This window comes from Vibrio penaeicida (genome assembly GCF_019977755.1).
GTDB lineage: Bacteria > Pseudomonadota > Gammaproteobacteria > Enterobacterales > Vibrionaceae > Vibrio > Vibrio penaeicida.
Map to the genome: position 1 here is coordinate 59,946 of NZ_AP025144.1, position 14,519 is coordinate 74,464.

General features: G+C 45.4%; 13 protein-coding genes. 11 read left to right on the top strand and 2 right to left on the bottom strand.

Annotated features, from left to right (window positions below; genetic code table 11):
* Positions 1-23: 23 nt before the first annotated feature.
* The 4 genes from LDO37_RS00295 (at position 24) to LDO37_RS00310 (ending at position 4,773) form a co-directional block, all read left to right on the top strand.
* A complete protein-coding gene (locus LDO37_RS00295) occupies positions 24-1,577 on the top strand; it encodes an ABC transporter substrate-binding protein (protein ID WP_101114933.1) in 1,554 nt (517 codons plus the stop codon).
* A gap of 190 nt (positions 1,578-1,767) precedes the next feature.
* On the top strand, positions 1,768-2,745 hold the full coding sequence (locus LDO37_RS00300; protein WP_126608780.1) for an ABC transporter permease: 978 nt from the start codon (positions 1,768-1,770) through the stop codon (positions 2,743-2,745).
* A gap of 2 nt (positions 2,746-2,747) precedes the next feature.
* Entirely contained in the window at positions 2,748-3,686 is a 939-nt protein-coding gene (locus tag LDO37_RS00305; RefSeq protein WP_101114929.1) for an ABC transporter permease, read from the top strand.
* 127 nt (positions 3,687-3,813) lie between these two features.
* A complete protein-coding gene (locus tag LDO37_RS00310; protein WP_224055289.1) occupies positions 3,814-4,773 on the top strand; it encodes an SPOR domain-containing protein in 960 nt (319 codons plus the stop codon).
* On the opposite strand, the gene LDO37_RS00315 is transcribed toward LDO37_RS00310, so the two are convergent.
* The gene (locus LDO37_RS00315) at positions 4,721-5,269 is read right to left on the bottom strand and encodes a phosphatase PAP2 family protein (RefSeq protein ID WP_126608781.1); all 549 of its coding nucleotides are present in this window, start codon (positions 5,267-5,269) and stop codon (positions 4,721-4,723) included. The genes LDO37_RS00310 and LDO37_RS00315 overlap by 53 nt on opposite strands.
* 165 nt (positions 5,270-5,434) lie before the next feature.
* Positions 5,435-6,055 (bottom strand): acyl-homoserine-lactone synthase, encoded by a 621-nt coding sequence (locus tag LDO37_RS00320; protein WP_126608782.1) that lies wholly within the window; start codon positions 6,053-6,055, stop codon positions 5,435-5,437.
* Positions 6,056-6,211: 156 nt separating this feature from the next.
* On the opposite strand from LDO37_RS00320, the gene LDO37_RS00325 reads away from it, so the two are divergent.
* The 7 genes from LDO37_RS00325 to LDO37_RS00355 all read left to right on the top strand — a co-directional run bounded on the left by LDO37_RS00325 (position 6,212) and on the right by LDO37_RS00355 (position 14,423).
* Positions 6,212-6,613 (top strand): hypothetical protein, encoded by a 402-nt coding sequence (locus tag LDO37_RS00325; protein WP_101114924.1) that lies wholly within the window; start codon positions 6,212-6,214, stop codon positions 6,611-6,613.
* 132 nt (positions 6,614-6,745) lie between these two features.
* The gene (locus tag LDO37_RS00330) at positions 6,746-8,047 is read left to right on the top strand and encodes a SidA/IucD/PvdA family monooxygenase (protein WP_224056040.1); all 1,302 of its coding nucleotides are present in this window, start codon (positions 6,746-6,748) and stop codon (positions 8,045-8,047) included.
* Positions 8,048-8,084: 37 nt separating this feature from the next.
* Complete coding sequence (locus LDO37_RS00335) at positions 8,085-10,085, top strand: class I tRNA ligase family protein (RefSeq protein WP_126609016.1); 2,001 nt, start codon at positions 8,085-8,087, stop codon at positions 10,083-10,085.
* Positions 10,075-11,007, top strand: coding sequence for an ABC transporter substrate-binding protein (locus LDO37_RS00340; RefSeq protein ID WP_185829892.1), 933 nt, complete (start codon positions 10,075-10,077; stop codon positions 11,005-11,007). Before LDO37_RS00335 ends, LDO37_RS00340 begins: the two co-directional genes overlap by 11 nt.
* Positions 11,007-12,101 carry an NAD(P)/FAD-dependent oxidoreductase gene (locus tag LDO37_RS00345; RefSeq protein ID WP_126609014.1) on the top strand — a complete coding sequence of 365 codons (1,095 nt, stop codon included), beginning with the start codon at positions 11,007-11,009 and terminating at the stop codon, positions 12,099-12,101. Before LDO37_RS00340 ends, LDO37_RS00345 begins: the two co-directional genes overlap by 1 nt.
* Positions 12,094-13,050: a DMT family transporter gene (locus LDO37_RS00350; RefSeq protein ID WP_167404910.1), complete on the top strand. Its 957-nt coding sequence runs from the start codon at positions 12,094-12,096 to the stop codon at positions 13,048-13,050. Before LDO37_RS00345 ends, LDO37_RS00350 begins: the two co-directional genes overlap by 8 nt.
* 119 nt (positions 13,051-13,169) lie before the next feature.
* A complete protein-coding gene (locus LDO37_RS00355; protein WP_185829891.1) occupies positions 13,170-14,423 on the top strand; it encodes an ATP-grasp domain-containing protein in 1,254 nt (417 codons plus the stop codon).
* Positions 14,424-14,519 lie beyond the last annotated feature (96 nt).

Genomic DNA, 14,519 nt, shown 5'->3' on the forward strand with positions numbered 1-14,519 from the left:
ATTCCCGCATAAGGAGTTATGCAATGAAAACCATAAAGACTAAGTTAGCAATGGCCCTAATGGCTGCAGGCTTAAGTTTCAGTGTTGCTGCGGCAGACATTACCGTTGCTTATGATGCCGACCCAGTATCTCTGGATCCGCATGAGCAGCTGTCTGGTGGTACGATGCAATTGTCTCACATGGTGTTCGATCCTTTGGTGCGTTTTTCACAAAAGATGGAATTTGAGCCGCGTCTAGCTGAGTCTTGGGATCGTGTTGATAACGAAACCATGCGCTTCAACCTTCGCAAAGGTGTGAAGTTCCACTCTGGCAACGAATTGACTGCGGACGATGTGGTATGGACGTTTGACCGTTTGAAGTCTTCTCCTGACTTTAAAGGTATTTTTGCACCGCTTGTGTCTTTGACAAAAGTGGATGACTACACAGTTGAAATCAAAACCGATGGTACTTACCCACTGGTCGAAAACGTAGCGACTTACATTTTCCCAATGGACAGCAAGTTCTACTCAGGCAAAACCTCTGAAGGTAAAGACAAAGCGGAACTGGTTAAACACGGTAACTCTTATGCATCAGCCAACCTTTCCGGTACTGGTCCGTTCGTTATCACTTCACGTGAGCAAGGTGTAAAGGTTGAGTTTGAACGTTTTGACGGTTACTGGGATAAGTCTTCTCCAGGTAACGTTGATAAGCTGACTCTTGTTCCAATCAAAGAAGACGCGACACGTGTTGCAGCTCTTCTTTCTGGCGATGTAGACATGATTGCACCTGTTGCACCAAATGACTACAAGCGTATTCAGAAAGCAAAAGAAGTTGATCTGTACACAATGCCAGGTACACGTATCATCACTTTCCAAATGAACCAAAACAGCAACCCTGCGCTTAAGGATGCTCGTGTTCGTCAGGCGATTGTGTATGCAATCAACAACGAAGGTATCACTAAGAAAGTTATGAAAGGTGCAGCAACAGCTGCTGCTCAGCAAAGCCCTGTAGGCTACGCGGGCTTCAATGACGATCTTAAGCCTCGTTATGACCTGAAAAAAGCAAAACAGCTAATGAAAGAAGCAGGCTACGAAAAAGGCTTCAATCTTTCTATGATGGCACCAAACAACCGTTACGTGAACGACGACAAAATCGCTCAAGCAACGGCTGCAATGCTTTCTAAAATCGGTATCAAAGTTGACCTGAAAACCATGCCTAAAGCACAGTACTGGCCTGAGTTTGATAAGTGTGCAGCGGACATGCTGATGATTGGCTGGCACCCAGATACGGAAGATTCCGCGAACTTCACAGAGTTCCTAGCGATGACGCGTAATGCTGACACCGGTAAAGGTCAGTACAACTGTGGTCACTACGGTAATGCTGAAGTGGACAAGCTGGTTAACGAAGCGAACAAAGAAACCGATTTGACTAAGCGTAGCGCGATGCTGAAGCAAGTAGAGGAAATCCTTTACAACGACGCAGCGTTCGTTCCTCTACATTGGCAGGACCCTTCATGGGCTGCGAAAGGCAATGTGGAAATTGGTCCTATCGTTAATGGTATGAACTTCCCTTACTTTGGCGACTTGGTTGTTAAATAAGCGGAATCTTCACCACTTACGCCAGATAAGCGCTTGCTTGTCTGGCGTATCATTAGAACAACCAACAGTCGGTGAATTTTAAATAGATTCGTCTATTTTGGTGCTTGGCTTTTTCTTTCAGCCGAGCCTAGTACCACTTTTGAGGCTGAAGGGTATTACATGAAAGTCATGGAAAGTTAAGGGGCAAGGAATGTTTACGTTTCTCGTCAAGCGCCTGTTTCAGGCACTGATAGTGATGTTTGTGATCAGTTTGGTGGCGTTTGCCATTCAGGATAACCTTGGCGACCCGTTACGGGAACTGGTCGGTCAATCCGTTTCGGAATCAGAGCGACAAGCCTTGCGTGATGAGCTTGGGTTAAACGATCCCTTCATTACAAAATATTCACGCTTCGTCGGCAATGCGCTGCAAGGCGACTTAGGTACGTCTTATTTCTTTAAGCGTCCTGCTGTCGAGGTCATTTTAGATAAATTGGTTGCGACGCTAGAGCTGGTGTTCGGCGCAACGTTGATCATTATCTTCTGTTCGATCCCGTTAGGGGTCTATTCAGCAATTCATCCAAAGAGTTTTTTCACGAAACTGGTGATGGCAGGTAGTAGCGTTGGTATTTCTGTACCTGTTTTCCTAACCGCGATCATGCTGATGTACGTCTTCTCAATCGAGTTGGGATGGCTACCGTCTTATGGGCGGGGCGAGACAGCAAACTGGTTAGGCTGGGATTCCGGTTACTTTACCCTCGATGGGCTGGCGCATTTGATTCTGCCATGTGTGGCTTTGTCTTCCATTATGTTGCCACTCTTTATCCGCTTAGTTCGCTCAGAAATGCTAGAAGTGCTGAGTTCTGAGTACATTAAGTTTGGTAAAGCAAAAGGGCTAGCGCTGAACAAAATCTATTACCAGCACGCATTGAAAAACACTATGTTACCGGTACTGACGGTAGGTGGTGTTCAAATCGGTACTATGGTGGCCTATACCATTCTTACCGAAACGGTTTTCCAATGGCCAGGTACTGGCTTCCTTTTCCTAGAAGCGATTAACCGCGTAGATACGCCACTTATCACAGCATATGTGATTTTTGTTGGGCTGATTTTCGTGGTAACGAACACCATTGTTGATTTGCTGTACGGCATCATCAACCCAACGGTAGACCTAACTGGAAAGGGAGCATAATCATGACTACTTCTACTGCCGTTCCTTCTCGTTGGGAGCGATTTAAAAACTCGGACTTTTTGTACTACTTCCGTAGAGACAAAGTCGCGATGTTCAGCTTTGCCGTATTTATGCTGTTTTTGGTAATGGCTTTAGCTGCACCATTGATTGCGCCATCGGATCCCTATGATTTGTCATCGATTGACATCATGGATTCAGAGCTGCCTCCATCATGGATGGAAGACGGCGATGAGCGCTTTGTTTTAGGCACCGATGAACAAGGGCGTGACATCTTTTCGACCATTTTGTATGGATCTCGCCTTTCATTGACTATCGGTTTCCTTGCGGTTGGCTTACAGCTTTTCTTGGGCATCATTATTGGTCTATCTGCGGGTTATTTTGGTGGTCGCGTTGATAGCTTCTTAATGCGTTTTGCCGACGTGCAGTTGTCGTTCTCAACCATGATGGTGGCAATCATTGTTTCCGCCATCTTCAAAGCCAGTTTTGGTAGCGATTTTTACGCTCAATATGCGGTAGTGATGCTGGTGGTGATCATCGGTGTGGCTGAATGGCCTCAGTATGCGCGTACGATTCGTGCATCGGTACTGGCGGAAAAGAAGAAAGAATATGTTGAGGCAGCACGAGTCATGGGCTTCAAATCCCCAAGAATCATGTTCCGTCACATTCTTCCAAACTGCTTGTCACCTATTTTGGTTATCTCAACGGTACAGGTGGCAAACGCCATCATGTCAGAGGCGGCACTTTCTTTCCTAGGATTGGGGTTACCTGTCGATCAGCCATCATTAGGAGCGCTGATTAGTATCGGATTTGACTACATATTCTCTGGTGCTTGGTGGATTACCGCATTCCCAGGATTGGTACTGGTTACATTGGTTTTGGTTATCAACTTGCTTGGTGATTGGTTACGAGATGTATTTAACCCGAAAATCTATAAAGGGTGATCCAATACCATTGATTTCCAATCGGAAATATTCATAAACTTAAGAGCCGGCGTAAAGCGGGCTCTTTTTTTGCATTCACCTTTCTTTGCATTACATGGTTATTGGGGGCAATGTGTGGAGTAAGTTTATGGACACAAAACCGACAGTAAAAACGGTAACAGTATTGGCTGGCTTACTGCTTGTAATGGTAAGTGCGATTAGACCTGCTCAGGCCGACGAATACTTGTGTGATGCCACTCAGGCTTCTACAAACGAGTTGCCCATCCTTAAGGCAGAATGCCCAATTGGAGAGGGGCTTTGGGGAAAACGCGGTCCTTCTCGAAGTGCTGAATTGTTCTGGATCCAGTGTGGAATCTTAGACAAACCTTTGCCACTAAGGCATGCCAAAAAATTGTATCAATCAATATCGACAGACGTTTGGATGATGCGTTATGGCAAGGAATACCGCTGTTTGATCGGTCCATACGACGATTACGCCATGGCGTTAAAAGAGTGGCGACAAGTGCGTAAAATCCCAAAATACAGCGATGCGTTTATCCGAGAAATTAAAAATGATGCGACAGCTGTACCTGCAAAACCAACATCGACAAAGCCAGCACCTATAAAACCGGCGCCAGTTAAAGCAGAACCGGTTCCGCCTTCGAAACCTGTTGCTCAGGTATCGACTCCTGCACCTGTTTCTACACCAGCTCCTATTCCTGAAGCAGTCGTTCTCGCAACGCCTCCACAGTCAACGGCTGCTAAAGCGTCGGAAATGGACATCATTGTGAGAAGACAGGCGAAGCTAGGCGATAAAACTTACGCTATTCCATTTATTCGTGATTACGAACACTTCTATATGGAAAGCGAAAAGCCATGGAACCGTATGGATTATGATTCAGCAACTGAGGTGTGCGGTCTTTTGGGTATGCGTTTAGCGACACAAAAAGAGTGGAAAGGCATATTGGAATCTAATGAATTATCCCGCTCGAAATGGCCGTTGCATTTACCTTACTGGGGGATTAGCCAACAAGGGTTCTTTACCAGTGGTAAAGTCACCCAGTTGAAAGGCTCGTCATTGTTGAATGTGTTGTGCATTCAGCCTTAAAAGCGCACTTGCGCCGTAAAACCGTGATGGAGTACCCTAGCTCTGTCACGGCATATTGAACGCCCGTCGCCAATGCCATACCCGCAATAACATCTCGCCAATAGTGATGGTTTGCATCAACTCTCGAGTACCCAACTAACGCCGCCGCACCGTACGCTGGAATGCCATAAGCGGAGCCATATCGGAATTGCAAATACGCAGCACCTTGAGTTGCAGCAGAGGTGTGCCCAGAAGGAAAGGAGTGGTCGCCGCCATTGGGGCGCTCAGCATTGACAGCAAACTTAATAGAATGGGTTGCGAGTGCATTGTACAGTGCCCCTTCAGTAAGCTGAATGAGCCCTTCCGTGTCCTCTTTGTACCAAGAAATCATAGCCGCAGTCAGCGGTATTCCGATTTGCGCGATGTCGCCGTACGTTTCTAACGCTTCATTTTTTGCTTGGGCTTGAAAGGTAGCCAAAGAAGAGACCATCACAGCCAAAGGTAAAGATATTTTCATGTGTAAACTGCGTAAAGGGAATTGGCGATAGTCTACCGGAAATCGCTAGCCTAAGGCGCTGATTTGACGAAATGAAACATTTTTCTTGGGTTAGAGTGAAGGGGTTGTTTTCCAATTTTGAAAGGGAGGAAAGCCATGACCGACTTTCCTTTTTTACTGCAGGGGTTAAAGCTCAAGTTGTTTGCGCAAGTTGGCAAAGTACTCTTCATTCAATTCAATTTTCAGCGCGACTGAGCGTGAACCACCTAGGTCGACTGATTTACCCAGACCAAAGCGAGCCGTTTTTACGTTCATTTTTCGAAGGTAGCGCTCAATAGATGCTGTCGTTACAAAAACAAACTGCGTTGCTCCACCTTTTACCGCGAGCTCTCCTGCTTGCAACAACAAATCAAACGTGATTTTGCTTATGCCTTGAGAGTTGTGGTTGCGATCTGAAGTATCGACACCAAAACGGCTGATCTCCCAAACCTTATCGGTTGTCGGAGCTGCTTCACCCTGAAGTAATTGCGGGAAGGTATCGCGCAGCATGTAGAAGCCCGAACAAGGCAATAAACGCAAACAACCATTGATGTTGTCTTGAGCATCTTTCGAGTTCACGTAGATTGGGTTCAACTGGTCATACTCATCCATTTCCTGACCTGTGTTATCCACTTTCACATCCCATTTTAGCCGCGCAGAAAAGACAGACGTTCGAAAGCGGAATAGCTCACGACGATTTGCTGTTGCCATATTAGCGGCTTGCGTGCTCGAACATGATGTTTGGTAGTGTGAAAGTAGCGCAGTCATTGTTTTCGTCCCTGATTAACCGTTGTGCGTTCATCGTACTGCGCATCGCTTAATTGCACAGCTACCTAATCTGTTAGTTGGTACCTATCATTTTCGATAGTTACCAATGTCGAAAAAATAGACGAAGATGTAACAAATTGAACTTTTGGGCTGCGTATGCAAGACATTTATATCCTAAACCACACTAAGGTTTTAGAAGGATTACCTTTAAACAAACCCAACCCAATGGCGGTTGTGCTGACTGAAAATGGACGCTATGCCGGTGAGTTTTGGGGGCAATATGCATGGAAAAACACAGTCGCCCATTTGAATGTGGTGCAGCTGGATTCCTTTTCGGTGTACGTCAATCGTTACCCGTCGGATGATGAATGGGAAGAGTTCATCAAAGTTTTGGATCTGAGCCCGACAAAGCTGGTGGTGTGCGATCAAGCGAGCAATCCAAAATGCATTTCCGCCATTAAAGAAAAAGGCATTACTTTTGAAAATATGGCGATCAACTTTAGCAAGATGAGACCAGGTCTCTTGTCTTCCCCTCGGTATTTCCAACGGTTAATTTAATTGAGAAAAATATAACCAAGTATCTAAAGGTTATTTTAGGAAAATAAAAGTAAATACGTTTTTAATTATTTCTCTCGGATTAGAGAAATAATTAAAGCGTAATTTCAGGAAGTAATATAAAGGAATAATAAAATGATTTATGACGTTATTGGTATAGGTTTTACCGCTAACTTGGCAATTGCCGCAACGATTGAAGAGCAAGGGTTTAATGAACAGTCGACCCATTTATTTATTGAAAGTAAGTCAGAGTTTGATTGGCATCCAGGTATGTTAATTGAAGGTGCAAGAATGCAAATTTCTTATCACAAAGACTTAGCGACAATGCGCTCACCAACCAGCAAGTTTACTTTCTTAAATTACCTTGATGAATGTGGAAGACTGGAAAGCTTTGTTAACCTGCAAGAATTCTATCCGACACGTCATGAATATCGCGATTACTTAAAATGGGCAGCAAATCAGCTTAAAGGTTACGTGAATTACGGTGAGAAGGTGGTGGATATCACTCCTGTGATGAATGGTAATGACGAAGTGAGCTATATCAACGTTCACACGGTCAACGCTGAAGGAAAGAAAGCACGATACCAAGCGAAAAATATCATTACTTCATCGGGCTTAGTGCCAAAGCTGCCAGAAGGCATCCATGCCAGCGCCAGTCAAAATGCCTATCATTCCTCGCAATTCTTACCCAGTTTGGAGAACAAGTTCTCAGATACGTCGTTCCCATGGGAGTTTCTTGTTGTAGGTTCCGGCCAAAGTGCGGCAGAAATTACTAAGCATTTACTCAACCATTACCCAAATGCGACCGTTAATTCGACGATCCGAGAATATGCGTATAAGCCAGCCGACAGCAGTGAATTTGTAAATGAAATCTTTGCCTACAGCACGATTGATGATTTTTACAAACTGGAAGCGAATGACAAACAGCGAATCATCAATAAATACAAAGACACCAATTATTCTTGTATCGATCCACCATTAATTCGAGAGCTGTATCAAATGAAATACGATATGAGCGTTTCCGGTGACGAGCGATTTAAATTAAATAATTTCCAAGAATTAAAAGAAATTAAACACACGCCAAATATGTACCATGTTGGTACGGCTTATTTTGAAAATACCAACACCAAAGAGCAAACCGAAGTGCCTTATCACGGCGTGTTTTTAGCAACAGGCTACCATGATAGAAATAACCTAGATCTCACTCAAAAGTTGTTTGATTGGTTTGAAAAAGATGAATTAGGTCGACCAAAGCTCACTCGCCAATACCAAGTGAAAACGTCGGATAAATGCCATGCTGGCATCTTTATGATTGGCAACAATGAACACAGCCACGGTCTTAGTGACACCTTGCTCTCGATTCTGCCAGAAAGAGCAATGGACATTATGAACGAAATAAATAGCGCCAAACCGAATTACAACATTAAAGCGGCGTAATGATTGTCTGTCTGTTCATTGGAGATCTGTGAGTATTATGAAAAAAGCAAAATTAACGGAAGAATTCCGAGCCTATGGGTTGAGCTGTACGAAGCTGTTTCCCGTGGATTCCTTTCCTGCAAAAACGCCTTTTGGTTCGATGGTTTGCCGATTAAGTGCGGGTGAATCGTCTACGCCCCATAACCATCATGAATTTGAAGTTTTTCGAATTCTAGAAGGCAAAGGTACGGTCACATCTGGCTCACATACTATTGAAGTAGAAGCCGGCGAAATTGTGTATTTGGATGCGTTTGACTCACATTACGTGACCAATACGTCTCGCTTGTCGGAGTTGGTATTTGAGGCGACGTGGTGGGAAGACCTAACGAAATTACCGAAGACTCAAAGAAAGCTGCCTGCAAAGCACTTGGTTACAGCAACACCACCGACGCCTAATGGTGATTTGCATGTCGGGCACCTATCGGGGCCATTTTTAGCCGCCGATATTTATAAGCGTTTCTTAACCATGAATGATGCCGAAGGGCATTACCTAACAGGTGTTGATACCAATCAAACCTATGTTGAGCTCAAAGCCGTGAAGTCGGACATTTCACCTCAACAAGTGGATAAGAGTTTTGGTGAACAAATTCATCAAACCTTAGCTAAAGCAGGTGTAACGCCAGACGCTTACTACCATCCCGCCAATATTGATAACTACAACCAACAGGTTCAGACTTTTTTCCAAACGTTGCTCGATAGGGATCTGCTGGTTTTAAAAGAGTCGGATGCGCTCTTTTGTGCAGATTACGGCAATTACCTGCACGAGGCGTGGGTGAGTGGGGAATGTTCTTACTGTGGTTCGGGCTCTGATGGCAATGCTTGTGAGCAGTGTGGAAGACCAAACAATGTCACCGATCTAAAGAACCCAAAAACGAAATTAACGGGTCGAGATCCTAAACAAGGCACCGTTAAACAATTTGTATTCCCGCTATCTCGATTTGAAAGCCGACTTAAGGAATATTACTCGCGTGTTGAAATGACGCCACATATTTCCATGTTGGTTCATCAAATGCTGGAAGATGGGTTACCGGATATTCCCATTACTCACCAATCAAGCTGGGGTGTCCCAGTTCCGGTGAAAGGGTTTGAAGACCAGATTATTTATGTGTGGGCTGAAATGGTCGTGGGCTACTTGATTGGCTCGGCTCAAGTGTTTGATGGTTCTGATCAAGCACGCCCGTATCATCAGTGGGTTGATGACGGAACATCGTTAGCGCAGTTCTTTGGTTTTGATAATAGCTGGTACCACGCTGTCCTTTTCCCAGCGTTATTCATGGCATTAAACGATACGCCTAAATTGGCAGACAAGTTCGTCACGAATGAGTTTTTACTACTCGATGGTTCCAAGTTTTCGACCAGCCGAAATCACCTTATTTGGGCAAAAGACCTACTTGAAAGCCATGACAAAGAAGCGGTGAGATTGTATTTGGCTCTGGTTCGCCCAGAAACCAGCCAAACTAACTTTGAGAGTAAAGGCTTCGAGCGCTGGTATGAACAGACTTTACTTGGGTCATGGCAAAGTACGATTAACGACGTTTTAAGCGAAGTTTCGCTTCAGTTTGACGGAAATATTCCAAACCCAGGTGGCTGGAGCTCAGATCACCAGTTGTTCTTCAATCAAATGAGCCATGAGCTCGATGCCGCTTACAACCATTTCAACAGTGCGAGTTTTTCGACCAGTAGTGTCATGCAAGGCGCGGATAATATGTTCCGCAGTTTGGCTCGTTTGATGACACTGGATACGCACTTAAAAGAAAGTGACGTGTTTTACGACACGCTTCGTACATCGGTAGCGATAAAAGTCGCAGGGCTAAAAACCATAGCGACAGTGCTTTCGCCGATTGCTCCAGAATTTGCTCAAAAACTGTGGCGTGCCATTGGGCTATCGGGTTCACCTGTTTGGGCAGACAGCCCTTCGTTTGCGGATGAAGGTGCAAAAATCCAACCTGTTAACCGCGAATGGTTTCCTAGCTTGGAGGGTGCGCGCGGTGGCGAATAAGAAAATTGCAATTGTAGGGCCATTAACCGGGCCACGCTCTGCTTATGGTGACTTGTTGACGTCGGCGGCGAACGCGGCACTGTCTGCTCATCCTATATCCGCAAAAGCTGTATCTACAAAGGCAGTATCTACAAAAGCTACATCCACCCAAGCGGTATCGGAAGGGGTCGAGTTTGTTTATATGGATGACCAAGCTTTACCTCATGTTGCGGATGCGGTTGCAAAAGCGCTGATTGAAGAAGGGGTGACTGCGGTCATCGGGCATTTCAACAGCGCATGTGCAGCAACCGTGAAAGATCAATATGAGAACGCTGGCATTGTGTTTGTGCTGCCAGCTTCAACCGGTGATGACCTCACCGAGCAGCCGAGCCGCTACCGTTTTCGACTGTGCGCCAGCAACACAAAACAATGCGAAGTGGTTGCAGAACTATTGGATGCCCAAAGTGGTTCGCACATGGTGGTATCGGATGGTTCTCCTTATGCCGAAGGGCTGGCGACGGTGCTCGCGAGTACTTATGGGTACCGAGTGATTCATCAAGAAAACTTGTATGAACAAACCACGTTTGATTTCGACAACGTGTTTCTAGCCGGTACGCATTTCTCGTGTGCGGATATGCTGAACCATTTAAACCGGCATGCCTTTACTGGGCGGGTTGTGGGTTGCGACGATTGCGATATTGAAGAGATTGAGACCTTATTAACGCCACCCTATTCCATAGAAGTGATGAAGCTGGATAACGGCTTTGAATTCTATATTCGTCATGGGGTGAAAGCCGTTTTAGACATTCTGTATGACGATTCCGATGTCAGCAATTTGGACATGGCTGATCGTTTGCGGTGTTCTGCATCCTCATTTCGCTTTAATGAATATGGGGATAACACGTTGTCGACTTGGCATCACTTGACCATTAAGGAGCAGTGATGAGCACCAACCAACGACAATTTGATTGGGTCATTATTGGGGCGGGTGTGATCGGCTGTGCCATTGCGCGTGAATTGTCACTGCAATCGAATTTCAGTGTTGCTCTGATTGAACAAAACCGAGTGGGCAGTGGCGCGACGCTTTATTCCGGTGGTTTTGTTCGTGTGATTCACAGTGAAGATCACATCACAGAGATGGCCAAGGAAAGCCTGCCATTTTTTCTTCAGCATAAAGAAGAGACAGGGTTTGACGAAATTGGCACGCTCTTTGTGCCAACGACTGAGAGCCTTGAGACCATTTCAGAATGGGTTCGAACGACGAGTACGAATGAGCACCCTATCTATTTGAAACAAGTGAAGTCACTACCAGAAGAGCTTCGGAAGATTCTCCCTAAGCGGTTGGATGCGGATTACGTTGTCTGGGAGCCAGTGAGTGGCTACGCCGACCCCCTCAAATCAACCTTATGGCTTTCCAATGAAGCACAGAAAAATGGCGTCGAGCTGTTTGAGTCAACCCAAGTGCAGTCGATTGACACCCATGGTCATGATGGGTTTCAACTGACGACAAGCGATCAGGTCATACTGACGAATGGGCTGATTGTTTGCACGGGAGCATGGAATTCATTGGCAGGAGATGCGTTTGACTTATCCGACGTTCAGCGCCCTAAAGCCATTCAAGCGGAATTCATGCGCTCACAGCCTTTGCCCTCCCAGCATCCTGCGCTCATTGTGGGGGATCCAGATGTTTACATGCGCCCTATTGGTGGTGATACCTGGTTAGTCGGCACAGCGACCAGCGAGTGGGATATTGATGTGGAATCGCCAAGGCGTAAAGACATCACCCACACCGATCTGACTAAAGAAACCGTCTCGCAAGCGTTGAATATTCAAAAAGACGCTCTTAACGCTTTAGGCGCGAGAGTTGGATTTGATGGTTATACCTACGGAAAAACAGGGTACTTAGGGGCGAAATCCAAGTACAAAAATGTCCTTTTTGCCACCGGTTGGAGCGGCATGGGATTTAAGCTTTTTCCATCCATCGCCAAACGTATATCTCACCTCGCGACTCAATCAAGGAATGATGTGTATGAGTGATTACTCTGCGACAAAAAACACCGAAAATCAGGGTATTTTACTGATCTTCTCTTTCAATATTCTGTCGGGTGTTCAGGCGGTTTATTTATCGGGCATGCTGCAAAAAGCCGATGTCTTTTCAACGCTTATCCTGACTTTTCTCCTCGTCAGCTTGTATTTTTACGTGGCTCAATCGATCAGTAAAAAGCCATTGGTTGAAACTCGATGGAAAGATTGGATAGGGGTGAACCTCACCACGGCGGGTAGCTGGCTTGGTTTCTTTATAGCGCTTAAATACATTGAGCCTGCTATTTCCAGTGCGTTAGCCAACTCAATTGGACCATTAGTTACGATTCTAATTACGGTCTTTATTCTTAAGACCGATAAGCTGAGTGCACCGCAAATGGTCACTGCATTAGGCGTAATGGCGAGCATGATATTCATGATTAATTCGACCTTCAGTGGTAACTCTGCGATGGGACACATTGATCGTGATGATGCGATATTGGGTGTGGTGATGTCCTTTGTGTGTGGTGTTTCCATGGCGCTTAACACGTTGGCATCCAAATCTTTAAATCAGAAAGGGGTGACACCTGGCCAAATCATGTCGAAGCGATTTCTTTTGCTTATCGGTATAGCTTTTGTGTTGAGTGATAAACCCGTTTTGGTCTATACCGCCACGACCTTTTATTGGGAAATCCTGATGATAGCGGTGATCGGAAACATTATTCCTTTGTATTGCTTACAGCTGGGTATCAAGAAGTCGGACCCGTTAATCGTGAGTTTCTCGTTAGTCGCTGCGCCGATTATTTATCTCTTCATTCAGATGTTTAATTCGAGACTTACCTTTTCTATGGAATCGCTGATAGGCACCAGCTCCGCCATTATTTTTGTGGTGATTGGCATCTATTTAAAGCAGAAAAGAGCCGTGAATCAGCCAAAAGAAGAGCCGCTGCAAAGCGCCAAGTAGTGAGGGACACAGTATGCAGATTTCGATATGCGAAGCGAAAGATGAGTCGTTAAGGCTCGGACGATTGGATGCGGACGCCATCAATGCTTTGGTGGAAAAAGAAAGGAAAGGAGTTCACCATGAATAAAGATTACGTCGTCATTGTCGACCCATATTCTAGCGCGTGTTTACTGCCACGAGATTTCAACGCTGCTGGTTTTGATTGTATTGCTGTGCACAGCCAAAAGACGATCCCATCAAACTATGCGGGCTCGTTTCACGCACAGGATTTTGTGGCTGAAACCGTATTTAACGATGTGGAGTTGTGCGCCCATTTTCTAAAAGAATACGCCCCCGTGGCGGTACTTGCTGGGGCTGAAAGTGGGGTGCAAAAAGCGGATTTACTCACGCATCATTTAGCGCTTTCCAGTAACGATTTTGCGCTTTCCTTGGCTCGCCGAGACAAATTTGAGATGCAGGAAGCCATTGCGAAGCAAGGCATTCGAGCGATCAAACAGCTAAAAACGTCTCAGTTTGATGAAATAGAGCCTTGGCTTAAGTCGAATAATATTCAAGAGTTTATTATTAAGCCTTTGGCTTCGGCAGGTTCTGAAGGTGTCAGTAAGTGCTCGAATTTGGATGAGGCTAGAAAGGCGTTCGACAGTATTCTTCACTCTGAAGACATGTTCATGCAGCTCAACCAAGCGGTATTGGTGCAAGAATTTATCCATGGGTCGGAATACGTTGTCGATACGGTATCGTGTGATGGAAAAAGTTTTGTCACCAACCTGTGCCGTTATCATAAATGCCAAGCGAATGGTTCGGATGTGGTGTATCGAGAAATGGAGTTTCTACATCCAGAAGACGAGTCATTGCAAGAAATCATCGAATACAATCAAGGTGTATTGGATGCATTAGGCATTACGGTTGGTCCTGCTCACAGTGAGATTATGCTTTCTCCTGATGGACCTGTTCTGATAGAAGTAGGGGCGCGGATTCATGGCGGATACACCCCGAGAACCGTGCAGAATTTCTCTTCAGTGTCACAGTTAGATCTCACGGTAGATGCGTTTACCAATCACTCTCGCTTTAGGGAAAGAACGTCCCAACCTCCGACATTCCATAAGAAAGCATTGGTTCAGTTCTTTATTAGCACTGAAGAAGGAAAAGTAGAGGATGTGAATGGCAAGGAACAGCTGTCTAAGCTGGATTCTTACTTTGACTCGGTATGGGGGATTGCCCCGCAATCGAAGGTGTCGAAAACAGTCGACCTGTTTACATCGCCTGGTTGGGTTGTCCTTATGAACGAGAGCGCTAACGCACTGAATAGGGACAAACAGGCTGCTATTGACTTAGAAGAGAACCACGAGCTTTATCGGTTGTCCTCTGTGTGATGGTGGTAATCTAACTTGTTAAAAGAGGCTGGTGCTCCCAGCCTCTTTTTTTATGCCTGAAATCCAGTTCTCTATTCCTCGATAGAGAAGCCACTG